Origin of the sequence: Sphingobium sp. WTD-1 (assembly GCF_030128825.1) — a bacterium.
Taxonomy (GTDB): Bacteria; Pseudomonadota; Alphaproteobacteria; order Sphingomonadales; family Sphingomonadaceae; genus Sphingobium.
The window spans coordinates 4,173,988-4,196,169 of sequence record NZ_CP119127.1 but is presented as its reverse complement, the minus strand read 5'-3'; the positions used below and the strand labels follow the sequence as shown (position 1 = coordinate 4,196,169).

Annotated in this window: 26 protein-coding genes, 2 tRNA genes and 1 other RNA gene; 18 read left to right on the top strand and 11 right to left on the bottom strand. The window is 65.1% G+C overall.

Annotation, left to right across the window (positions count from 1 at the left end):
- Nucleotides 1-37: 37 nt before the first annotated feature.
- The gene (locus N6H05_RS20830; RefSeq protein ID WP_284111494.1) at nt 38-1,363 is read left to right on the top strand and encodes a dihydrolipoamide acetyltransferase family protein; all 1,326 of its coding nucleotides are present in this window, start codon (nt 38-40) and stop codon (nt 1,361-1,363) included.
- Between the two features lie 33 nt (nt 1,364-1,396).
- On the opposite strand, the gene N6H05_RS20825 is transcribed toward N6H05_RS20830, so the two are convergent.
- On the bottom strand, nt 1,397-2,140 hold the full coding sequence (locus tag N6H05_RS20825) for a class I SAM-dependent methyltransferase (protein ID WP_284111492.1): 744 nt from the start codon (nt 2,138-2,140) through the stop codon (nt 1,397-1,399).
- A gap of 72 nt (nt 2,141-2,212) precedes the next feature.
- Nucleotides 2,213-2,689, bottom strand: coding sequence for a hypothetical protein (locus N6H05_RS20820; RefSeq protein WP_284111491.1), 477 nt, complete (start codon nt 2,687-2,689; stop codon nt 2,213-2,215).
- Between the two features lie 164 nt (nt 2,690-2,853).
- Between N6H05_RS20820 and N6H05_RS20815 the strand changes: the two genes are divergently transcribed.
- The 3 genes from N6H05_RS20815 (at nt 2,854) to N6H05_RS20805 (ending at nt 4,283) form a co-directional block, all read left to right on the top strand.
- Complete coding sequence (locus N6H05_RS20815; RefSeq protein WP_284111490.1) at nt 2,854-4,008, top strand: AI-2E family transporter; 1,155 nt, start codon at nt 2,854-2,856, stop codon at nt 4,006-4,008.
- Nucleotides 4,009-4,049: 41 nt separating this feature from the next.
- Nucleotides 4,050-4,126 (top strand) — tRNA-Asp (locus N6H05_RS20810).
- Nucleotides 4,127-4,206: 80 nt separating this feature from the next.
- A tRNA-Asp gene (locus tag N6H05_RS20805) sits at nt 4,207-4,283 on the top strand.
- Between the two features lie 99 nt (nt 4,284-4,382).
- On the opposite strand, the gene aqpZ is transcribed toward N6H05_RS20805, so the two are convergent.
- The 6 genes from aqpZ to N6H05_RS20780 form a co-directional block, all read right to left on the bottom strand.
- Nucleotides 4,383-5,114 carry an aquaporin Z gene (gene aqpZ / locus N6H05_RS20800; protein ID WP_284111489.1) on the bottom strand — a complete coding sequence of 244 codons (732 nt, stop codon included), beginning with the start codon at nt 5,112-5,114 and terminating at the stop codon, nt 4,383-4,385.
- Between the two features lie 256 nt (nt 5,115-5,370).
- Nucleotides 5,371-5,613, bottom strand: coding sequence for a DUF2842 domain-containing protein (locus N6H05_RS20795; RefSeq protein WP_284111488.1), 243 nt, complete (start codon nt 5,611-5,613; stop codon nt 5,371-5,373).
- 5 nt (nt 5,614-5,618) lie between these two features.
- Nucleotides 5,619-6,200: a 5-formyltetrahydrofolate cyclo-ligase gene (locus N6H05_RS20790; RefSeq protein ID WP_284111487.1), complete on the bottom strand. Its 582-nt coding sequence runs from the start codon at nt 6,198-6,200 to the stop codon at nt 5,619-5,621.
- Between the two features lie 28 nt (nt 6,201-6,228).
- A non-coding RNA gene (gene ssrS / locus N6H05_RS28320) (6S RNA) lies at nt 6,229-6,385 on the bottom strand.
- A gap of 11 nt (nt 6,386-6,396) precedes the next feature.
- Entirely contained in the window at nt 6,397-6,732 is a 336-nt protein-coding gene (locus N6H05_RS20785) for a cell division protein ZapA (RefSeq protein WP_284111486.1), read from the bottom strand.
- Nucleotides 6,725-6,916, bottom strand: coding sequence for a hypothetical protein (locus N6H05_RS20780; RefSeq protein ID WP_284111484.1), 192 nt, complete (start codon nt 6,914-6,916; stop codon nt 6,725-6,727). Before N6H05_RS20780 ends, N6H05_RS20785 begins: the two co-directional genes overlap by 8 nt.
- 174 nt (nt 6,917-7,090) lie before the next feature.
- Here N6H05_RS20780 and tkt point away from each other — a divergent pair, with 174 nt between their 5' ends.
- The 3 genes from tkt (at nt 7,091) to N6H05_RS20765 (ending at nt 11,379) form a co-directional block, all read left to right on the top strand.
- Nucleotides 7,091-9,058, top strand: a complete 1,968-nt coding sequence (tkt, locus tag N6H05_RS20775; RefSeq protein ID WP_284111483.1) for a transketolase — start codon at nt 7,091-7,093, stop codon at nt 9,056-9,058.
- A 36-nt stretch (nt 9,059-9,094) separates the two neighbouring features.
- The gene (gene gap / locus N6H05_RS20770) at nt 9,095-10,105 is read left to right on the top strand and encodes a type I glyceraldehyde-3-phosphate dehydrogenase (protein WP_004211711.1); all 1,011 of its coding nucleotides are present in this window, start codon (nt 9,095-9,097) and stop codon (nt 10,103-10,105) included.
- Between the two features lie 71 nt (nt 10,106-10,176).
- Nucleotides 10,177-11,379 carry a phosphoglycerate kinase gene (locus N6H05_RS20765; RefSeq protein ID WP_037507546.1) on the top strand — a complete coding sequence of 401 codons (1,203 nt, stop codon included), beginning with the start codon at nt 10,177-10,179 and terminating at the stop codon, nt 11,377-11,379.
- 88 nt (nt 11,380-11,467) lie between these two features.
- On the opposite strand, the gene N6H05_RS20760 is transcribed toward N6H05_RS20765, so the two are convergent.
- A complete protein-coding gene (locus N6H05_RS20760) occupies nt 11,468-12,679 on the bottom strand; it encodes an MFS transporter (protein ID WP_284111482.1) in 1,212 nt (403 codons plus the stop codon).
- 79 nt (nt 12,680-12,758) lie between these two features.
- A complete protein-coding gene (locus N6H05_RS20755; RefSeq protein WP_502958981.1) occupies nt 12,759-13,256 on the bottom strand; it encodes a TlpA family protein disulfide reductase in 498 nt (165 codons plus the stop codon).
- Nucleotides 13,257-13,516: 260 nt separating this feature from the next.
- Here N6H05_RS20755 and N6H05_RS20750 point away from each other — a divergent pair, with 260 nt between their 5' ends.
- A complete protein-coding gene (locus N6H05_RS20750) occupies nt 13,517-14,422 on the top strand; it encodes a fructose bisphosphate aldolase (protein WP_284114282.1) in 906 nt (301 codons plus the stop codon).
- Nucleotides 14,423-14,427: 5 nt separating this feature from the next.
- Nucleotides 14,428-14,931, top strand: coding sequence for a hypothetical protein (locus N6H05_RS20745; RefSeq protein WP_284111479.1), 504 nt, complete (start codon nt 14,428-14,430; stop codon nt 14,929-14,931).
- On the opposite strand, the gene N6H05_RS20740 is transcribed toward N6H05_RS20745, so the two are convergent.
- Complete coding sequence (locus tag N6H05_RS20740; protein WP_284111478.1) at nt 14,909-16,036, bottom strand: DmpA family aminopeptidase; 1,128 nt, start codon at nt 16,034-16,036, stop codon at nt 14,909-14,911. The genes N6H05_RS20745 and N6H05_RS20740 overlap by 23 nt on opposite strands.
- Nucleotides 16,037-16,110: 74 nt before the next feature.
- On the opposite strand from N6H05_RS20740, the gene thiE reads away from it, so the two are divergent.
- The 9 genes from thiE (at nt 16,111) to N6H05_RS20695 (ending at nt 22,182) form a co-directional block, all read left to right on the top strand.
- Nucleotides 16,111-16,803 (top strand): thiamine phosphate synthase, encoded by a 693-nt coding sequence (thiE, locus tag N6H05_RS20735; protein WP_284111477.1) that lies wholly within the window; start codon nt 16,111-16,113, stop codon nt 16,801-16,803.
- A 76-nt stretch (nt 16,804-16,879) separates the two neighbouring features.
- The gene (locus N6H05_RS20730; protein ID WP_284111476.1) at nt 16,880-17,248 is read left to right on the top strand and encodes a DUF1622 domain-containing protein; all 369 of its coding nucleotides are present in this window, start codon (nt 16,880-16,882) and stop codon (nt 17,246-17,248) included.
- 48 nt (nt 17,249-17,296) lie between these two features.
- Nucleotides 17,297-18,415 carry a L,D-transpeptidase family protein gene (locus N6H05_RS20725; protein ID WP_284111475.1) on the top strand — a complete coding sequence of 373 codons (1,119 nt, stop codon included), beginning with the start codon at nt 17,297-17,299 and terminating at the stop codon, nt 18,413-18,415.
- Entirely contained in the window at nt 18,412-18,978 is a 567-nt protein-coding gene (locus N6H05_RS20720; protein WP_284111474.1) for a M23 family metallopeptidase, read from the top strand. Before N6H05_RS20725 ends, N6H05_RS20720 begins: the two co-directional genes overlap by 4 nt.
- A 214-nt stretch (nt 18,979-19,192) precedes the next feature.
- Nucleotides 19,193-19,756, top strand: a complete 564-nt coding sequence (gene efp, locus N6H05_RS20715; protein ID WP_004211725.1) for an elongation factor P — start codon at nt 19,193-19,195, stop codon at nt 19,754-19,756.
- Nucleotides 19,756-20,118, top strand: a complete 363-nt coding sequence (locus N6H05_RS20710) for a hypothetical protein (protein WP_284111473.1) — start codon at nt 19,756-19,758, stop codon at nt 20,116-20,118. The genes efp and N6H05_RS20710 overlap by 1 nt, the downstream gene beginning before the upstream one ends.
- A gap of 36 nt (nt 20,119-20,154) precedes the next feature.
- Nucleotides 20,155-20,967, top strand: coding sequence for an inositol monophosphatase family protein (locus N6H05_RS20705; protein WP_004211727.1), 813 nt, complete (start codon nt 20,155-20,157; stop codon nt 20,965-20,967).
- Nucleotides 20,968-21,262: 295 nt separating this feature from the next.
- Nucleotides 21,263-21,637, top strand: coding sequence for an NADH-quinone oxidoreductase subunit A (locus N6H05_RS20700; protein ID WP_188080667.1), 375 nt, complete (start codon nt 21,263-21,265; stop codon nt 21,635-21,637).
- Nucleotides 21,628-22,182, top strand: a complete 555-nt coding sequence (locus N6H05_RS20695) for a NuoB/complex I 20 kDa subunit family protein (protein ID WP_007714778.1) — start codon at nt 21,628-21,630, stop codon at nt 22,180-22,182. Before N6H05_RS20700 ends, N6H05_RS20695 begins: the two co-directional genes overlap by 10 nt.

The following is a 22,182-nucleotide window of genomic DNA, read 5'->3' as shown; positions in this document are numbered from 1 at the left end:
TCATTCCTACGCCCCTGCACGAACGGGGGAGGATGTAATGGCTCTTTTCACATTCAAACTGCCGGACATCGGCGAAGGCATTGCGCAGGCGGAGATTGTCGGCTGGCATGTCCAGGTCGGGGACCGGGTCGAGGAAGACCAGCCGATTGCCGACATGATGACAGACAAGGCGACGGTCGAGATGGAAAGCCCGGTCGCGGGCACCGTCGTGCGTCTGGCGGGTGAACCCGGCGATCAGGTGTCGATCGGATCGATGCTGGTGGAGATCGAGACAGAAGGCGAGGGGGCGGCTGACGCGCCCGTGCCGTTGGTCGAAACGGTCGAGGCCGAGACCCCGTTCCTCCCCGATACGGGGAGGGGGACCGTTCGCGAAGCGAATGGTGGAGGGGGGGCGCCGCTGGACGCGCCCGTCGAAGAACCGGCCATCACGCCCCAGCTTGCGAAAGCGGACAGCCCCCTCCACCAGCCTGCGGCTGGTCCCCCTCCCCGTGCCAGGGAGGATAGCGCCATCCTTGCCTCCCCCGCCGTCCGCGCACGCGCCAGGGAACTGGGCATCGACCTCGCGCTGGTGAAGCCCAATGGCGACCATATCCGCCACGCCGATCTCGACGCCTATCTGCTCTACGGTTCGGGGCAGGGCTATCGCCCGGCCGGCCGCGCGGCACCGCGCCCCGACGAGCAGGTGAAGGTGATCGGCATGCGCCGCCGCATTGCCGAGAATATGGCCGCGTCCAAGCGCCACATCCCGCACTTCACCTATGTCGAGGAAATTGACGTCACCGCGCTGGAGGAGGCGCGGGCGCAACTCAACGCCCATCGCGGCGATCGGCCAAAGCTGACCATGCTGCCGCTGCTGATCGTGGCGATCTGCAAGACGCTGCCCGACTTCCCGATGCTCAACGCCCGTTATGATGACGAGGCGGGCGTGGTGACGCGCCATGGTGCCGTTCACCTCGGCATGGCGACGCAGACCGAGGCGGGGCTGATGGTGCCGGTGATTCGCGACGCGCAGGACAAGAATGTCTGGCAACTCGCGACCGAGATCCGCCGCCTCGCCGACGCCGCGCGCAGCGGCAAGGCGACATCGGCCGAACTGTCCGGTTCTACCCTGACCCTGACCTCGCTCGGCCCGCTCGGCGGCATTGCCACCACCCCGGTCATCAACCGGCCCGAAGTGGCGATCATTGGCCCCAACCGCGTGATCGAGCGTCCGATGTTTCGGGGCAAGGAGATCGTCGCGGCGAAGCTGATGAACCTGTCGATCAGCTGCGACCATCGCGTGGTCGACGGCTGGGACGCGGCGAGCTTCGTCCAGGCCGTGCGCAAGCTGCTGGAAACGCCGGTTCTGCTGTTCGAGGGCTGAGCATGATAGGGCCGGGCGGGATGCCGCCAGGCCCTATTTCGTCAGGACGACGATCGCCCCGCGCCGCAGGTCTGGGCGGAATATCAATCGCAATATTCGCCCGACCCGCCGCCAGTAACGCTGGCTGAGCCGCTGGCGCAGATAGCGATTATCTTCGTAGAAAAGATGGTGGAGATATTGCGGCAGCGGCAGCACCCGATATTGGGTGAAGCCCGCCTCGCGTCCCCGCGCAATGATCAGGTGCGGCGGCATGTCGCGTTCGGTGACGCCATAAAGCCGCATCGCCTCGATCGAATCGGGATGGGTCGCATGGCCTTCGCCCGGCTCATGGGTGATCAGCAAGCCGCCCGGCTTCAGCGCTGCCCAAGCTGCCCGGATCGCGAGTGCCTCATCCTCGGCATGATGCAGGGAATCGAAGAAGATCGCGGCGTCGAACCGCCCTTGGTCGCCGATCTGCTCGAAATCGCCGCAGATGAAATCCAGCCGATCGTCCAGCCCATGGCGCGCGGCATTTTCCCGCGCCAGCTCGATCATGTCGGGCGCAATATCCTGCCCCGTGACGCGATAGCCATGTTTGGCGAGGAAGATGCTGGTCCATCCGCCGCCACAGCCCAGGTCGAGAATACGGGCAGGGGTCGGCGGCAACAGCGACATGACATAGCCGATGGAGGCCAGGTTCAGGCCGCATTGTGGGTCAGAAAAGGGCTTTTCCAGTGAATGCTGGCGGCCGATGTCGCCGGTATTGGCGAGATAAGCGAGTTCCCCTTCTTTGGGCACAATGATGTCTCCGTTCCTCCCCGTCTCTATGGGGATGCACGGATCAACTCAAGCCTTTGCCGAATCAGGGATTTAGCGGGTTATCAGGCGATAGCTCAGCCGGCCGCTCTCGCCCGGCGGGATTTCGTCCGCCAGCAGCCAGCGCACATGGGTGATGTCGGACGCGATCGCGCGGCGCGTGCCGCCCAGCGGTGTCGGCAGCCAGAGCTGGTCGATCCGGCCCCAATGCTGGCCGCCATCGGCCGACACCTGCATGGTCGGATCGGACAGGTCGAGCGTGGTGCCGCGCGGCACGGCCCGGATCAGGCTATAGCCGCGCACCGGGCGTTGTCCGGTGTTGCGCCAGTCGACGATGAAAATCATCTGGTCGCCGGGCTGGCGGCGATCGGGGCTGGCGACGATGCGTCGGGCGCGGCCGTTGATGTCGGTCTGCACCCGTTCCACGAACATGCGACTATCCAGCCGCATGTCGGGATGCTGGGCGAGCAGGGCAGACGGTATCGTCCCTGCAGCCAGCAAGCCGATCCAGGCCAGGCGCCCCAATGCCATGCGATATCCCCCTTATCGTCTGGGACGAGATCCTGACTGGCATCGCCGAATATTTAGTTAATCCGCCATTTTCCGTCTCTGGCGGCTTGTCGGTCGATGTCATTTGACCCGCAATGGCCTCGGGTGCAGAGCAACATGGCGAATGCACAGGGGACGGACAGGGCGTGACCACCAACGAGGAACTGGAAGTCAATCGGCGGCGCGACCGCTTGCTGGCGTCGATCGCCTTGTCCTCGGGCGTCGGCCTGTTGCTGGCCTTGCCCTTCGCCCTGCGCGCGGGCGCCGAGTTCTTCCTGCCGCTGACGGCTGCTTTGGTGATCGCGATCGCGCTGGTACCGCTGCTCGAATGGCTGGAGCGGCGCGGGCTGCCCTCGGGCCTGTCGGCGTTGCTGGCAGTCATCGCGTTCCTCAGTGTCGCCAACACCGCGCTGGTGCTGATCGTCGTGCCGGCGACCGACTGGTTCCGCATCCTGCCCGAACGCCTGCCCAAGATTCAGGCGACGCTGGCGCCGCTCATCGATTTCTATTCGCAGGCCCAGCGATTTGTCGACGAAACCGTGCAGATGCTGGTCGCGGGACCGGCATCCGTCGCGCACCGGGCGGCGGTGGAAACGCCCGGATCGCTGTTGCAGTTCGCCGCCGCCTCCGCCCCGTCGGCGATCATCCAGATGGTGTTCGCCCTGCTCATCATCTATTTCTTCCTTGCCGGCTGGACCCGGCTGCGCCGCCGCACGATCAACAGCCGGGGCAGTTTCGACGGCGCCATGGCAGTCGCGCGGGTGATCCAGAATGTGGTCGACGCGACCTCCGCCTATGTGATGACGATCGCCACCATCAACCTGTGCCTCGGCCTCGCCGTGGCGCTGGCGCTGTGGCTGATCGGCATGCCATCGCCCTGGATGTGGGGCGGTATCGTCGCCTTGCTCAACTTCATTCCCTATTTCGGGCCGATGCTGGCGGCGCTGCTGCTGGCGCTGGGCGGCCTGATGGTGTTCGACGATGTCTGGACGGCGCTGCTGCCGGCCTTTCTTCAGATCGGCTTCCATCTGGTGGAGGCCAATGTCATCACGCCCACCATCCTTGGCCGTCGGCTGACGATGAACCCGCTGCTGATTCTCGTCTCGCTGACCTTCTGGGGCTGGGTATGGGGGACGCCCGGTGCGCTGCTCGGCGTGCCTTTGCTCATCATCGTGCAGACGGTCGTGGCCGCCGCGGGCACCCCGGATATCGCCGGTTTCCTGTTCGAACAGGGGACGCTGACGGTCAGCCGCCGCAAAGAAAATGCAACAAGTGAAGAAACTGATGGCGAGGGCGGTTGACAGCTTGGCCGGACCCGCATAGACGGCCGCCCACACCAAACGCGGGTGTAGCTCAGTTGGTTAGAGCGCCGGCCTGTCACGCCGGAGGTCGCGGGTTCGAGCCCCGTCACTCGCGCCACTTTCCTTGACCGGAAAGCGGAATGGAAAACAGATTTGCATCGTCTGATGGCTCAGTGCCATAATAGGATGCCACCCTGCGCGGGTGTAGCTCAGTTGGTTAGAGCGCCGGCCTGTCACGCCGGAGGTCGCGGGTTCGAGCCCCGTCACTCGCGCCACTTCATTGCGAAGTGATCCGATCGCCAGGCGATCATTTTCCCCATATCGATACAGGCCAGCGGGCCGACACCAGCGGCATCGGCCCGTGACGATTCGTTTCAGAGATGCTCGCCCGTCACATGCGGCGGCAGCGGTTCGTTGGCGAGCCAGCGATAGACGCCGCCGGCGGCCAGCGCGCCGATGATCGGTGCCACCCAGAACAGCCAGAGCTGTTGCAGCGCCAGCCCGCCAACCAGCAGGGCAGGGCCGGTGCTGCGCGCCGGATTGACCGAGGTGTTGGTGACCGGGATGCTGATCAGGTGGATCAGCGTCAACGCCAGGCCGATCGCGATCGGCGCGAATCCGGCCGGCGCGCGGCTGTCCGTCGCGCCCAGGATGACGCTCAGGAAGCCGAAGGTCAGCACCATCTCGATCGCCAGCCCCGACGAGAGCGTGTAGCCGCCCGGCGAATGCAGGCCATAGCCATTGACCGCCAGGCCGTTGGGCGCCAGCTCATAGCCCGGCTGGCCGCTGGCGATGAACAGCAGCAGGGCGGCTGCGATCACCGCGCCCACCAGTTGCACGACGATATAGGGGGCGATGTCGCGGGCCGGAAAACGGCCGCCGGCCCATAGGCCGATCGTCACTGCCGGATTGAGGTGACAGCCCGAAATATGGCCGATGGAAAAAGCCATGGTCAGCACCGTGAGGCCGAAGGCGAGCGCCACGCCCAGCAGGCCGATGCCGACATCGGGAAAGGCCGCCGCCAGCACGGCGCTGCCGCACCCGCCGAACACCAGCCAGAATGTACCGAAACATTCGGCAAACAACCGCTTGCTCAATGGAACCATCAACGCCTCCTGTTGCACTGTGCGCCCGCCACCGGACATGGCTTCGGACCGGTGCGGGGTGGCGCCGCCCGGAGAATGCAGGATGACAGGAGGGGGCTGTCCGCGACACGGGCGGCCGATGCTGGTGACTGGCGTATGGACATGCCGTTGCCCCCGTTTCCGGCGGGCCGCCGGCATCGCACTAAGCCGCGATGCGTCCGTTACGGTCGCCTAACGCTCAGGGATAAGGCGAAACACCATGGGCTGGGCATCGGGATTAACCCTGACGCCAGCGCCCCGTTTCCATCCAGGCAAGCAGCCGCCGCAGCGGCAGGATCCAGATCCAGATCAGGCCCAGGAAAATATAGACCGGCACCTGGCCCCACATCGGCAACTGGCCGATCAGCGGCGACAGGCTGCCGACCAGCACGGCCCAGGCCAAAATCAGCCCGAGGATGGTGAACATGCCGGCCGGCTTGCGCCAGCTGGGCTGGTGATAATGGCGTGGGTCGATGCTCATCGGGTTCAGCCTGCCTCGATCACGGCGGTTTCGGTCAGGATCATGTCGAGCGGCAGATCCCACGGGTCGGCGGGCACATCATCCAGTTCCTGCACTGACCAGGCAAGGCCGACGCGCAAGGCATCGGGATGGCGGGCAAAGGCGCGATCATAATAGCCGCCGCCCTGGCCCAGGCGATTCATCCGCCGGTCGAAAGCCAGCAGCGGCGCGATGATGACGTCGGGCGCCACCGCACCGCCCGACGGTTCGGGGTGGCTGGTGCCGAACAGGCCGGGGAACAGCTGGTCCTCGGGGCGCCACAGCAGGAAGTCCATGCTGCCCAACCGATCGAGCACGCGCGGCAACGCCACCTGCTTGCCCATCACGCCCAGTTGCGGGGCCAGTCGCTGCGCCGGCGCCTCGTCATCCAGCGCCATGTAGAGCGCGATCACCTGCGCGTCGGCGATGCGCTGGGCGAGCGGGGAGGGGATGGCCTTGAACGCCAGCCTGTGGGTCAGCGCGTCGAGCGAGGCGACGAAGTTGCGCCGCCGCTGCCGGGCGATCGCGCGCAGGGTCGACTTGTCGGCGGCATCACTGTCGTCGGGCATGGGGTGCCTTTGCTGGTAGGGGCAGGGTGACGGGACCGCCTTGGCCGTTTGCTGGAATATCCTCTGACGCCTCAACGTCAGGTGGGGACCATGTAGATCGGGCCAGAGCCCGCCCAGGGACAGCCCCCGTGGATGTGATTATCGCCTCAGGGATGTTCGCTAAAGCTCGCACCAGGCAGTGCCCGTCGCCGCCAATCTAGGCGTCGGCAGCGCGGGCGGCAAGAGCCTCGCTCAGCTTTTCTACGCGCGCGGCCAAAGCCTCGACCGCGCGGGCGGCGGGCTCGTCATCGCCGTCCAGCGCCAATTGCTCCTGCCGGCCCGCCGCGGCGCGTTTCAGTTCGTTAAGTTCGTCCGCCATGAACAGCGCCGCGAACAGCAAGGTGCGCACCTCGGTCAGGCCCGGCGTGCTGCGCTGCGCCTGATAGGCCTTGTCCTCGATGATCTGGGCCAGATGCGCCATATGTGCCTCCTCGCCATCGCGGCAGCGCAATTGATATTGCCGGCCGGCGATCTGCAGCATGATTTCAGCCATCGGCGCGCCCCTTCAATTCCCCGATCAGGTCGTCCAGCGATCGCAATGCCGCCTGGGCGGCCATCTGGTCGATGCCGGAATTGGCGTGGGGGACAGCCTGCGAAAGGCTGGCCACATTCTGTTCAAGCCGACTGATCGCACGCTCCAGCGTGCCGATCGCCTGCATCATGCGGTCGCTTGCCATATTTTCTGCATAGCCAATGTTTTCGCCTTGCAAAAGCGCTGTTTGGACGGCTTGCCGCGCGCCACGCCCCGCCCGCGGTTGACGCATGGGGATTGACGCGACAAAGGGAACCCAAATCGACTCGCCCGTTCGCGCGGGCCATTCCATGCCAGTCATGAAAGACATTTTCCCGCTATGACCGTTTCCGACACGCAGCTCGCCAACGCCATCCGGGCGCTTTCCATGGACGCCGTGCAGGCTGCCAACAGCGGCCATCCCGGCATGCCGATGGGCATGGCCGATGTCGCTACCGTGCTGTTCAAGGATTATGTGAAGTTCGATCCGACCGCGCCGAAATGGGCCGATCGCGACCGTTTTGTGCTGTCGGCCGGCCATGGCTCGATGCTGATCTACTCGCTGCTGAACCTCACCGGCTATGCCCGTCCGACGATGGATGACATCCGCAACTTCCGCCAGCTCGGTTCGCCCTGCGCCGGCCACCCGGAGAATTTCGAGCTGGCAGGGGTCGAGGCGACCACCGGCCCGCTGGGTTCGGGCCTCGCCACCGCCGTCGGCATGGCGATTGCCGAGCGTCACCTGAATGCGGAGTTCGGCGACGATCTGGTCGATCACCGCACCTGGGTGATCGCCGGCGACGGCTGCCTGATGGAAGGCATCAACCATGAGGCGATCGGCCTCGCCGGTCACCTCAACCTGTCGCGCCTGATCGTGCTGTGGGACGACAACAAGATCACCATCGACGGCGCCGTCGACCTGTCGAGCAACGAAGATGTCCGCGCCCGCTATGCCGCAACCGGCTGGCATGTCGTGTCGTGCGACGGCCATGACGTCGCCGACGTGCGCCGCGCCATCGATGAAGCGCTGGCCGATCCGCGTCCCTCGCTGATCGCCTGCGCCACCAAGATCGGCTATGGCGCGCCGAACAAGGCCGGCACCTCGGGCGTCCATGGCTCGGCGCTGGGCGAGGCCGAAGTCGCCGCCGCCCGCGAGTTCCTCGGCTGGACCGCCGAGCCCTTCGTCGTTCCCGCCGGCATCGACGCTGCCTGGAAGGCGATCGGTGCCAAGGGCGGCGATGTTCGCAAGGAATGGGAAGGTCGTCTGGCAAATGCTTCGGAGGGCGCTGAATTTTCGCGGCGCATGGCGGGCGAACTGCCGGCCGGCTTCTCGCTCGACGCCTATATCGACAGCCTGATCGCCAACCCGCAGAAGGTCGCCACTCGCAAGGCCAGCGAACTGGCGCTGGGCGCGATCAACGATCTGCTGCCCGAAACCGTTGGCGGCTCGGCCGACCTTACCGGCTCGAACAACACCAAGACCAAGTCGACCGGCCCGCTGACCCGCGACGATTATTCGGGTCGCTATGTCTATTATGGCATCCGCGAATTCGGCATGGCCTGCGCCATGAACGGCATGGCGCTGCATGGCGGCGTGATCCCCTATGGTGGCACCTTCCTGGTCTTTTCCGACTATATGCGCGCCGGCATCCGCCTCGCTGCGCTGCAGGAACAGCGCGTGATCCACGTCCTCACCCATGACTCGATTGGTCTGGGCGAAGATGGCCCGACCCACCAGCCGATCGAGCATGTCATGTCGATGCGCATGATCCCGAACCTCGACGTCTATCGCCCGGCCGACATCGTCGAGACGGCGGAATGCTGGGAACTGGCACTGAAGGATGCGACCGGCCCGTCGGTTCTCGCCCTGACCCGTCAGAACCTGCCGCAGCTGCGCCTGGAAAAGTCCGAGAATCTGTCGGCCAAGGGCGCTTATCGCCTGGTCGCCGCGACCGCCGATCGCAAGGTCGTGCTGCTCGCCACCGGTTCGGAAGTCGAGATCGCCGTCGCCACCGCCAAGGCGCTGGAAGAACAGGGCATCGGCGCCGACGTCGTCTCGATGCCCAGTTGGGCCCATTTCGACGCGCAGGACGCCGCCTACAAGGCCGACATCCTGCCCGCCGGCGTGCTGCGCGCCTCGATCGAGGCCGGCACCACCTTCGGCTGGGAACGCTATACCGGCCTTGACGGCCTGCGCTTCGGCATCGACAGCTTCGGCGCGTCGGCTCCGGCCGAAGTGCTCTACGACCATTTCGGCCTGACCGCCGCCAAGATCGCTCCGCAGATCAAGGCCGCGCTCGGCGCCTGAGCCCAAGACCTACACGCAAACCGGGAGACAAGTGCAGTGGCAACGAAGGTAGCAATCAACGGTTTCGGCCGCATCGGTCGTCTGGTGGCGCGCGCCATCCTCTCGCGCACCGACCATGATCTGGAACTGGTGAGCATCAACGACCTGGGCGATGCCAAGGCCAATGCCCTGCTGTTCAAGCGCGACTCGGTCCACGGCAACTGGGCCGGCGAAGTCAGCGTCGACGGCGATTTCCTGGTGGTCGACGGCAAGAAGATCAAGGTGACGGCGGAGCGCGATCCCGCCAACCTGCCGCATGCCGAACTGGGTGTCGAAATCGCCCTGGAATGCACCGGCATCTTCACCAGCAAGGACAAGGCCGGCGCCCACCTGACCGCCGGCGCCAAGCGCGTCGTCATCTCGGCACCGGGCACGAATGTCGACAAGACTGTCGTCTTCGGTGTCAACCATGACGAACTGACCGCCGACGACATCATCATCTCGAACGCCAGCTGCACCACCAACTGCCTGGCGCCGCTCGCCAAGGTGCTGAACGATTCGATCGGCATCGAACGCGGCTTCATGACCACGATCCACAGCTACACCAACGACCAGAACACGCTGGACCAGATCCACAAGGACATGCGTCGCGCCCGCGCCGCTGCCCTGTCGATGATCCCGACCACCACCGGTGCCGCCCGCGCCGTGGGTGAGGTTCTGCCCGCGCTCAAGGGCAAGCTGGACGGTTCGTCGGTCCGCGTGCCGACCCCGAACGTCTCGGTCGTCGACCTGAAGTTCATCCCCAGCCGCGCCACCACGGTCGAGGAAGTCAACGGCCTGCTCAAGGCTGCGTCGGAATCCGGCCCGCTCAAGGGCATTCTGGGCTATTCGGACGAGCCGCTGGTCTCGATCGACTATAATGGCGATCCGCGCAGCTCGACCGTCGACAGCCTGGAAACGGCCGTGATCGAGGGCAACCTGGTCCGCGTGCTCAGCTGGTACGACAATGAATGGGGCTTCTCGAACCGCATGATCGACACCTCGGGTGTCATGGCGAAGTTCCTCTAAGCCTTCCCAGCCCCGCCGGACCAACCGGCGGGGTTTTTCTTCTGATATAATTCCAAATTCTAGGAGCGATCATGGCAAAGCCGTTCAAGACACTCGACGACATGGGCGACATCACCGGCAAGGTGGTGCTGGTGCGCGAGGATCTGAACGTGCCGATGCAGGACGGTTCGGTCAGCGATGACACCCGTCTGCGCGCGGCGATGCCGACCATCCTGGAACTGGCTGATCGCGGCGCCAAGGTGCTGATCCTGGCTCATTTCGGCCGGCCCAAGGGGCAGAAGAACCCGGAATTTTCGCTGAGCAAGATCACCCGTCCGCTGACCCAGGTGCTGGGCCGCGAGGTGCAGTTCATTCCCGACTGCCAGGGTGAGGCCGCGACCGACGGCATCAAGGTCATGCGCAACGGCGACATTGCGATCCTCGAAAATACCCGCTTCCATGCCGGCGAGGAAAAGAACGACCCCGCGCTGGTCGATGCGATCGCCGCGATCGGCGACCTCTATGTCAACGACGCCTTTTCCGCCGCGCACCGCGCCCATGCCTCGACCGAGGGGCTGGCCCACAAGCTGCCCGCCTTTGCCGGCCGCTCGATGGAGAAGGAACTGGACGCGCTCGAAGCCGCGCTCGGTGCCCCGGTCAAGCCGGTCGCGGCCGTCGTCGGCGGCGCCAAGGTGTCGACCAAGCTCGACGTGCTCAACAATCTCGTCACCAAGGTCGATCATCTGATCATCGGCGGCGGCATGGCCAACACCTTCCTCCACGCCCGCGGCGTCGATGTCGGCAAGTCGCTGTGCGAAAAGGATCTGGCCGACACGGCCGACGCCATCTTCGACAAGGCCGAGGAAGCCGGCTGCATCATCCATCTGCCCTATGACGTGGTCGTGGCGAAGGAATTTGCCGCCAACCCGCCGTCGGTGCGCACCTGCAACGTCCATGAAGTCGCGGAAGACGAAATGATCCTCGACGTCGGCCCGGCTGCGGTCGAGGCGCTGGGCGATGCGCTCAAGAATTGCCGCACCCTGGTGTGGAACGGTCCGCTCGGTGCGTTCGAGATCGCACCGTTCGACGCGGCGACCGTCGCCCTTGCCAAGACCGCGGCGGCGCTCACCAAGGAAGGCCAGCTGGTCTCGGTCGCGGGCGGTGGCGACACCGTCGCCGCGCTCAACCATGCGGGCGCGGCCGCCGACTTCACCTTCATCTCGACCGCTGGCGGCGCCTTCCTCGAATGGATGGAAGGCAAGGAACTGCCGGGCGTGAAGGCCCTCTACGCCTAAGGCATCTCGTCATTGCGAGGCGCGAAGCGCCGTGGCAATCCATGGATTGCTTCGCTGCGCTCGCAATGACGAAGGACTGTGATCGGCGTCAGCGCGAGGCGCTGGCGCCTCGGTCGAACAGGATGAAGACCAGCGCGGCTACGCCGCCGATCGCCGCACCGGCGATCGCGCTCAGGCTCCAGCCGCCCGCTTCGTAGGTGGTCGATCCGATCACCGATCCCAGCGCCCCGACCACGAACATCACTGTCATATAGGCCGCGTTGATCCGGCCGCGCGCATGGGGATCGAGCGAGAAGATCAGCTTCTGCCCGGTGATCTGGCTGACCTGCACCGCCGCATCGATCAGCACCGCCATGATGGTGAAGCCGATCAGGCTGCCCGCCGCCACCGTCCAGTCCGCCAGCAGGAAGCCGATGGCGAGCGCAATCAGCGCGCCGAGCGAGGCCGGGCCTGTCAGCCGTCGATCGGCCAGCCAGCCCGCCACCGGCGCCACCAGCGCGCCGCCCGCACCCGCCAGCGCAAAGGCGCCGATGCCATTATGGCTGAGGCCAAAGTCATGGATCAGGCTCAGCGGCGCGGCTGTCCAGAACAGGTTGAACGCCGCGAACATCGACGCCTGGTAGAAGGCGCGCATCCGCACGACGCGATATTTGCCGAGCTGCGAGAAGGTGGAGGCCAGCACTTCGCCATAATGCATGCCCCCCTTGGGTCGGCGCTGGGGGCAGGCGATCAGCAGTGCGATCGCGACCAGCGCAATCACCCCGGCCGACAGCAGGAATGTCGCCCGCCAGCCCACCGATCCGGCGAGGAAGCTGGCGGTCGGCCGCGACAACATGATGCCGAACAGCAGGCCGCTCATCACCGTGCCGACCACGCGGCCCTGCCGCTCGGGCGGGGCGAGGTGAGAGGCCAGCGGAATCAGCACCTGCACCCCGGTCGCGCCCACGCCGGTCATGACCGACGCGATCAGGAAGGTGGCCGGGCCATTGGACAGGGCGATGGCGATACAGCCCAGCACCGTCGCCACTGCCGATATCAGCACGATCCGCCGGTTCTCGAACAGGTCGGCCAGCGGCACCACCAGGATGATGCCCAGGCCATAGCCAAGCTGCGTTAGCGTGGTGATGAGGCCCGCGACCCCGGCCGACATGCCGATCTCCGGCCCGATCACGTCGATCAGCGTCTGGGCATAATAGAGGTTCGCGACCATCGTCCCGCACGCGACCGCCATCAGCAATATGGCAAAGCGTGACAGGGGCGCATCATCGCGCGGCAGGGGCAGGGCGGCAGAATGGGTCATGCCGCCCTAATGGTCACCCCCGGTCCGGCTTTCAACCGGATGACGGAAGTTTCATTGTGCAATGCAACGGAAAATTGCCTCAGGCCGGCGGTTGTTCGTTGAGCAAGGGCACCAGCAGCGCATTGAGATCATCCAGCTCGAACGCGCCGGACTTGGCGTAGCGCAGCCGGCCCGCCCGATCGATGACGAAGTTGGTGGGCACCCCGGTCAGCGGGCCATAGGGGCCCTTGATCCTTTTGGCCGAAGGGATGTGCATCGCCGCGAACAATTGCTTCAACTGGGCGATCGGCACCGATCCCTCGGTCGTGATCGCGAACATCTTCAGCCCATGTTTCTTCTGGAGCCCATAATAGCTGTCGAGCGTCGGCAACTCCTTGCGGCACGGCACGCACCATGTCGCCCAGAAATTGAGCAGCACCACCTGGCCCTTCAGCTCCGCCAGCGACACCGTGCTGCCGTCGATCAGCGTCAGTTCGAAATCCGGCGCCATCTCGCCGACCACCGGCTTGGGCGCTGCCTGCGCCGGTCCGATATCAAGCAGCCCCACCATCAAGGCTGCGGCCATGGCAAGCCGCATCTTTCCGCCCCCCATTCTTCCTCCATTCGACACACTGACCGACAGCCTATCAGGCGGGTTCGCACGCGCCAACGATATTGGCGGCCGTCCCGTCGTCGTAACGATCCAAGCATCTTGCGGTGCGACATGGGACTGGCTAACAGCCCGGTAAAGGCGCCCGGTCGCAGGGCGGCCCATTATATCGCCAGTTTTAGACTGGCGGCTTCCTGTTTTGCGCGCCACCGAGGGGGTGGCGCCCTCCAAAGAGAAGGTATGTGCAGATGCTGGATCAGGACATGGTCAAGAAGGTTTCCGAAGGTCAGGGCTTTATCGCCGCGCTTGACCAGAGCGGCGGTTCCACGCCCAAGGCGCTCAAGGGCTATGGCGTGGAGGAAAGCGCCTGGACCAATGACGAGGAGATGTTCGGCCTGATCCATGGCATGCGCAGCCGTGTCATCACCTCGCCCGCCTTCACCGGCGACAAGGTGCTGGGCGCGATCCTGTTCGAGCGTACCATGGACGGCACCGTCGACGGCAAGCCGACCCCGACCGCGCTGCTCGAACGCGGCGTCGTGCCCTTCATCAAGATCGACAAGGGGCTTGAGGACGAGGCGAACGGCGTGCAGCTGATGAAGCCGATGCCCGAGCTCGACGCACTGCTCGCCCGCGCCAAGGGCCTGGGCGTGTTCGGCACCAAGGAACGCTCGGTCGTCAACCTCGCCAACCGCGAGGGCATCGCTGCTGTCGTCGCCCAGCAATTCGAAGTCGGCAAGCAGGTGCTGGCCGGCGGCCTGATGCCGATCATCGAGCCGGAAGTGAACATCAAGTCGCCCGAACGCGCCGAGGCCGACGCGATCCTGCTGGAGGAAATCCTCAAGCAGCTCGACGCCCTGCCCGAAGGCGAGCAGGTGATGCTCAAGCTCTCGCTGCCCGCCACGGCCGGCCTGTTCGATCCGCTGGTCGATCACCCCAAGGTGCTGCGCGTCGTCGCCCTGTCGGGTGGTTTCAGCCGCACCGAAGCCTGCGTCGAACTCGCCAAGAATCGCGGCATCATCGCCAGCTTCAGCCGCGCACTGCTGAACGACCTGCGCCACCAGATGAGCGACGACGAATTCAACGCGTCGCTGGGCGAGGCGATCGACGAAATCTACGCCGCTTCGGCCACCAAGACCCCGGTCGCGGCCTGACGCATATGGGCGGCGCCGGGCAGGGGGAACGTCCTGCCGGCGCCGCCTTTTCCTATCATCGCGCGGTCGCGCCGATGCTCTGGGTTCTACTGGGCCTGATGGTCGTCGAGACGTCCGTGGTCCATCTGCTGGTCGCGCTATGGAGCCCGCGCGCGGCGCTGTTGCTCTCCCTTCTCAGCCTCGCCACGACCGGCTGGTTCATCCTCTTCATCCGATCCTTGCGCCATCATCCGGTGCGGATCGGCCCGGACGGGCTGGTCTGGCCCGTCGGCAAACTGCGCAGCCTCACCATCCCCTGGCCGCAAGTCGCGGGGTTATGCGACGACTGGATCCTGGCCGGTCTCAAGGCGGCGGGCCTGTTCAACGGCGCGCTGGTCGCTCACCCCAACATCGTCATCGCGCTCGATCCGCCGGCCAAGGCAGGGCGGCGCACGATCCGCTACCTTGCCCACCGGCTCGACGATCCGGCTGCCTTTATCGCAGCCTTCAGCGCGCGCCCTTCAACATAGGCAGCACCTTGTCGAGCGGCAGCGCCTCTGCCGTCCCGCGATTGCCGACCACGGTCTGCGCCTTGAACAGCGCGTTCAGCACCGCTTCCTCGGTCGCCTCGATCGTCGCCTGGAACAGCGGCGACATGCGGTCATTCGGCAGATCGTCGACCGCCGCCACCGCATTGCGTTTCGTCGTCGTGCGCCGCACCGCATCGCTGGTGGAAAAGGCGATGGCATAGTCGCCCGAGCCGTTGGAGAAGCTGGAGCCGGTCCGCGCGATGCCGCCAAAGGCGCGCTCGGCGACGCGGCGCAGATTGCGGTCTGACAAGGGCGCATCGGTCGCGATCACGATCACGACCGACCCATCCGCCTTCTTCTCCTCGACCTGCTGGCGATAGTCGTAACGGCCAAGCTTCACGCCCACCGGCACGCCCGCGATCGTCAGCACGCCGCCATAATTGGCCTGCACCAGCACGCCCACGGTCCAGCCGCCCAGCGACGCCGGCAGCTTGCGGGAGGATGTGCCGATCCCCGCCTTGAAGCCGAACGCCACCGTGCCGGTGCCCGCGCCGACCACGCCTTCCTCGACCGGGCCGGCCTTGGCGCTCTCGATCGCGCGCCGCGCGTCGGCGATGGTGACATGGCGCCCGCGAATGTCATTGAGCATGCCGTCATTGGTCTCGCCCACCACGGCATTGACCGATCGCACTTCCGCATTGCCCTCCTGCGCCAGCGTCCATTCGACCGAGGCCGCGCCGGCCTCCGCCACGTTCAGCGTGTTGGTCAGCAGGATCGGCGTCTCGATCTCGCCCAGCTCGGCGACCTGGGTCGATCCTATGAACTTGCCGAACGCATTATAGGCGACGAAGCCCGCCGGCACCTTGTCCTGGAACAGGTTGCCGCCATGGGGCAGGATCGCGGTCACGCCGGTGTTGACGTCCGTGCTGCGCGGCAAGGTCACCTGGCCCACCTGCACCCCCGCGACGTCGGTGATCGCGTTGAGCGGGCCGGGCTGGAGGATGCCTACGATCACGCCCGCCTCCCGCGCGCGCGGCCGCGGCGCCTCCTGCGCCAGCACGGGCGCGGCGGACAGGAGCAGCAGGGCGGCGAAAGCGTGATGCATGGAATTTCCTTCGGTTCGGTGCTCGCGGTCATAGCCGCACTTGGCGCGGCCGCGCGAGCGGCTATAAGGCGCGCATGACCGATTTCACTGACGAAGAACTGGCGCTCGACCCCCATTTTGCCGAGCAGTTCGAAAAGGGCTTTCGCCCGGCCTGCCAACTTTACCTGATTTCGCCGCCGGCGATCGACGAGACTTTCGTCGATCAGCTCGCCCAGGCGTTCGACGGCGGCAAGGTCGCGGCCTTCCAGCTGCGCCTCAAAGGCATCGACGATCATGCCATCGCTGCGCTCGCCGGGCCGATCCAGGCGCTTTGCGCCGAGCGCGAGGTCGCCTTCATCATCAATGACAGCATCGGCCTGGCCAAGCGGCTGAACGCCGATGGCGTCCATCTGGGGCAGGAAGATGGCGACCCGCGCGAAGCGCGCAAGCAGCTCGGTCCCAAGGTGCAGATCGGCGTGACCTGCCATGACAGCCGCCATCTGGCGATGGAAGCGGGCGAGGCAGGGGCCGACTATGTCGCCTTCGGTGCCTTCTACCCGACCACGACCAAGGAAACGAAGCACCGCGCCGAACCGTCGATCCTGGGCTGGTGGACCACCCTGTTCGAACTGCCCTGCGTCGCGATCGGCGGCATCACGCCGGACAATGCCGCCCCCTTGATCGCGGCGGGCGCCGACTTCTTGGCGGTAAGCGGAACGGTGTGGAATCATCCCGACGGGCCGAAGGCCGGTGTCGCCGCCTTCGCGTCGGTGCTGGGCGGGGCCTGATCGCGGGTTTATCCCGATAGGCAAATGATGACGGTCGGGCCAGCATCCCCTGCAACAGAGCAAGGGGTGCAGCGGCATGCCATTGGAAGAATTCGTCCACCTGACGGCGGAATATATCGCACTGGTCATCAACCTGCTGGCGATCTTGGCGATCGCCATAGGGTGCATTCAGGGCGCGATCGGTCTCACTGGCCTGTTGCTGTTCAAGGCGGACGAAGACAAGCTCATGCCCGTCTGGATGAGCTTTGGCCGCTGGCTCGTTGCCGGCTTGACCTTTCAGCTGGCGGCCGACATCGTCGAAACCAGCATTGCCCCGACCTGGGCGGAGATCGGCAAGCTGGCGGCGATTGCCGGCATCCGCACCTTCCTCAACTTCTTCCTCGATCGGGACATGGAAGGCATAAGGGAGCGGGAAAAGGCCAAGGCGGAGGGCGAAACCGTCTGATCATAATGGCGCAGGCAGCTTTCTGCCGCCTACAGCGTTATCTCTTCCATGATGTGGGAGAGTATCGCCTTGAAATATCGTCTTCTCGGCCTGCCGCTGCTGTGCGCGGCCTGCAATGTGTCGACCACCGACGCCAATGAAAGCCAGCCCGCAGCGCCAACCAATCAGGCGCCGATCAACCAGGCACAGGCCGCGCCCGATCCGTCGGCCGCCTATGCTTTCCAGGTCGTGGAGGAACCCGGCGGCAAGCCCTGGCAGCCTAGCCAGATTTTGCAGGCGCAGGTGGCGCTCGATCGCTGGGGCTTTTCGCCTGGCGTGATCGACGGCAAGGACGGCATGAGCTTCAAGGCGGCCTTGCGCGGCTTCCAGGAGGCGAACAAGCTGCCCGTCACCGGCGACTATGACCAGAAGACCTCTGCGGCGCTGCTGGAGGGGGAGGCGAAGCCGACCACCTGGCTGGTGCGCATTCCTGATGGTTTTGCCCGCGGGCCCTTCTTCGACATTCCCAAGGGGCTGAACAATCAGGCGAGCCTGCCGGCGCTCACCTATCGCAACCTGCTCGAAAAGCTGGCCGAGCGCTTTCACACCACGCCCGAAGTGCTGACCGGCATGAACCCGCCCGATACGAAGGTCGCCGCCGGCGCGACCATCCGCGTGCCGGCGATCGCCAACCAGCCGGTGGCACGGATCGAGGGCGACGAGCGCGGCTGGGGCGAAACGCTCGCCAGCCTCGGCGTCGCCAAGGACCAGCCACAGGCCGACCATCTGGTGGTCGACAAGTCGGAAGGGCTGCTCAAAGTCTATGGCGCGGACAACCGCCTGATCGCGCAATTCCCGGTCACCACCGGGTCGCAGCATGATCCGCTGCCGCTGGGCGAATGGACGATCAAGGGTGTCAGCCGCAATCCCGACTTCCATTATAATCCAGACCTGTTCTGGGATGCCGCGTCGAAGGACCAGAAGGCGGTGCTGAAACCCGGTCCCAACGGTCCGGTCGGCGTCGTGTGGATCGATCTGTCCAAGGATCATTATGGCATCCATGGCACCCCCGAGCCGCAACTGATCGGCCGCACCGAAAGCCATGGCTGCATCCGCCTCACCAACTGGGATGCGGCACGGCTGGCGCAGATGGTGAAGAGCGGCGTCAAGGCGAAGTTCCAGGCATGAATGTCCGGCTGTGGGGCGGCATCGCGATTGCGCTGCCACTCTGCATTGCCTTTGCCCATTATTGCGTGCGGATCGTCCCGGCCGAAGCGCCGGTGCGATCCGTTGCATCCGCGGCGCCAACCGTCAGCAACGGCGCGCTGCTGATCCCGGTGGAGGGCGTGCCGGCGTCCGCGCTCACCGACACCTTCACCCAGGCGCGGGCAGGCGGCGCCCGTCCGCATGACGCGATCGACATCATGGCGGCGCGGGGCAGGGTGGTGCTGGCCGCTGCCGACGGCCGGATCGAGAAGATCTTCTGGAGCGAGGCAGGTGGTCGCACCCTCTATGAGCGCGCGCCCGACGGGCGCACCCTCTATTATTATGCCCATCTCGACAGCTATGCGCCGGGCCTGCGCGAAGGGCAGGCGATCAGGCGCGGCCAGCGCATCGCGACCGTGGGCAGCACGGGCAACGCCGATCCCGCAGCGCCGCACCTCCATTTCGCCGTCAACCGCATGGCGCCGGCTGATCCCTGGTATGGCGGCCAGCCGGTCAATCCCTATCCGCTGCTGGTCGGCCAATGACCTGTCCTATCGGCCCGCGATCGGCTATCATCGGGGGCAGCCGCAATCGAAAATTGCTCAAGTAGGAAAGCGAATTTCAAAATGTGCGGGAAATGTGCGAAGTTAAGCGAAAGCGTCGCCCTCTTGCCCTTGCGCCCGTCTCGCGGTAAAGGCGCGGCCAGCCTCGCAGAGGCCGGCTCTTTTCCACATTCAGACATATAGGCAGGCTCTTCCCATGAAGATCAGCGGCGTGGACATTCGTCCCGGCAACAATATCGAATATGAGGGTGGCCTGTGGCGCGCCGTCAAGATTCAGCACACCCAGCCCGGCAAGGGCGGCGCCTATATGCAGGTGGAACTGAAGAACCTGATCGATGGCCGCAAGAACAATGTCCGCTTCCGCTCGGCCGAGAGCGTCGAGCGCATCCGCCTCGACACCAAGGATTTCCAGTATCTCTACCCCGAGGGTGACATGCTGGTGTTCATGGACACCGAAACCTATGATCAGATCAACCTGCCGATGGACCTGGTCGGTGATGCCGCCGCCTTCCTGCAGGATGGCATGATGGTCATGCTGGAAATGTATGAAGAACGTCCGATCAGCGTCCAACTGCCTGAGACGGTCGAAGCGACCATCGTCGAAGCCGACGCCGTGGTGAAGGGCCAGACCGCATCGGCCAGCTACAAGCCGGCGATCCTCGACAATGGCGTCCGCGTCATGGTTCCGCCGCACATCGTTACCGGCACGCGCATCGTGGTCGATGTCTATGAGCGCGAATATGTGAAGCGGGCCGACTGATGCGGTTCGGGCGCAGCACGGCATTGGCCGCCATCCTCGCGATCGGCGCCCTGCCGGCTGCGCTCGCTGCCCAGACGGTCAACAAGCCGTCCAAGGCGCAGATCGACAGTGCGGCCTATGTGCTGCAGGTCATCAGCAGCGCACTGGAATCGAAGGATGTCGAGCCGCCGGTCAAGACCGCGCTGTTCGAATGTCTTTACGCCAATCCGCTGTCGAAGATCAGTGACGCGACCGACAAGGTGATTGCGGGCAATCCGGGCAAGGTGAACCGCAAGGATCCCTCGCAGATGCTGGCGGTGATTGCCGGCGCCTGTGGCTATCGCCCGGCGGCCCCCGCCGCCAAGTCCGCCCCGAAGAAATAAAGCAAAGGCCGCCCACCGGGGCGGCGGAGATTTTACATGGTATCCCATTCCGGCCTTCTCACCGTCATGGAACGCGCCGCCCGCAAGGCCGGCTCCAAGCTGCGCCGCGACTTCGGCGAGGTCGAGCATCTGCAGGTGTCGCGCAAGGGGCCGGCGGACTTCGTGTCCAAGGCCGACAAGCAGGCTGAGCAGACGCTGGTCGAGGAATTGCAGAAGGCGCGTCCCGACTGGGGCTTCCTGCTGGAAGAGGGCGGGGTGATCGAGGGCGATCCCAACAAGCCGCGCTGGATCATCGATCCGCTCGACGGCACCACCAACTTTCTGCACGGCATCCCGCACTTCGCCATCTCGATCGCGGTCGAGGAGCCTTTGTTCGGCGGCAAGCGTGAAGTGACCTCGGGTCTGATCTATCAGCCGGTCACCGACGAAAGCTATTGGGCGGAAAAGAATCGCGGCGCCTGGCGTCATGACCAGCGTCTGCGCGTCTCGGCCCGCCGTGACCTCGCCGACTGCCTGATCGCCACCGGCATCCCGTTCATGGGTCATGGCAACATGGCCGAATGGACCCGCATCTTCGGTGCGGTGGCGCCTTCGGTCGCTGGCCTGCGTCGCTTCGGTGCCGCTTCGCTCGACCTCGCCCATGTCGCCTCGGGCCGCTATGACGGCTTCTGGGAAAGTGGCCTCCAGCCCTGGGACGTTGCGGCCGGCATCCTGATGGTGCGCGAGGCCGGCGGCTTCGTCAGCGACTTCCGTGGCGGCGACCAGATGATCGACCGCAAGGAAGTGATCGCGGGCAATGACGCGACCCACAGCAAGCTGCACAAGCTGGTGGCAGGGGCGCTGCGCTAAGCGCCTGGCCGCGATTGGGGAGGGCGCTCCGCGCTTCTGCCGATGGCGTGAATCAGGCTCTGCTAAGCTTCTGATTTAAGAGCAAAGGGCGTCGGCCCGCCACTGCGAGTCTTCGGGCTTCCAGAGGTGGTCCGGCGCCTGTTTTTTTGTGTCTGCGGCAATCGTCTCTTGCGCTTTTGGTAACGCGATCAAGCCTTTGCAATTGTTGCGAATCATTCTCACAGGTTCGCCCCTTGCTTCGCATATGCAGCAGGCCTAAAGGCCCCCCAGAACAATTTTCGCCCAGGGGATTCCATTGGTCGATCTCAGCCAATATCTGCCGATCCTGATCTTTCTCGGGATCGCTCTGCTGCTTTCCGGCACCTTCGTCTTTCTGCCGATGCTGGTTGGCCGCCTGACCGGTGCGCACAAGCCCGATCCTGCCAAGCTCTCCGAATATGAGTGCGGTTTCCCCGCATTTGAAGAGCCGCGCAGCCAGTTCGACGTGCGTTTCTACCTTGTCGCCATCCTGTTCATCATTTTCGACCTGGAAGCGGCATTCCTCTTTCCGTGGGCGGTAAGCCTCGACCAGATCGGCTGGGCCGGCTGGGCGACGATGATGATCTTCATAGCGGAGCTGGTGCTCGGCCTCGTCTATGCGTGGAAGAAGGGAGCACTCGATTGGGAGTAGAACTGACCAGCCCCATTCCCGGCACCATGCCGCCGATGGGGACGCAGCCCGACCAGGCCTTCTTCGACTCGCTCAACAGCGAAGTGAATGACAAGGGCTTCCTGATCACCTCGACCGAGGAGCTGTTTCAGTGGGCTCGCACGGGTTCGCTGTGGTGGATGACCTTCGGTCTGGCCTGCTGCGCCGTGGAGATGATCCACGTCAACATGCCGCGCTACGACATGGAGCGCTTCGGCGCCGCGCCGCGCGCGTCTCCGCGCCAGTCGGACGTGATGATCGTCGCGGGCACGCTGTGCAACAAGATGGCTCCGGCGCTCCGCAAGGTCTATGACCAGATGTCCAACCCGAAATATGTGATTTCGATGGGCAGTTGCGCCAATGGCGGTGGTTACTACCACTATAGCTATTCGGTCGTCCGTGGCTGTGACCGCATCGTGCCGGTCGACATCTATGTGCCGGGCTGCCCGCCCACTGCCGAAGCTCTGCTCTACGGCATCATGCAGCTGCAGCGGAAGATCCGCCGGATCGGGACGATTGAGCGTTAA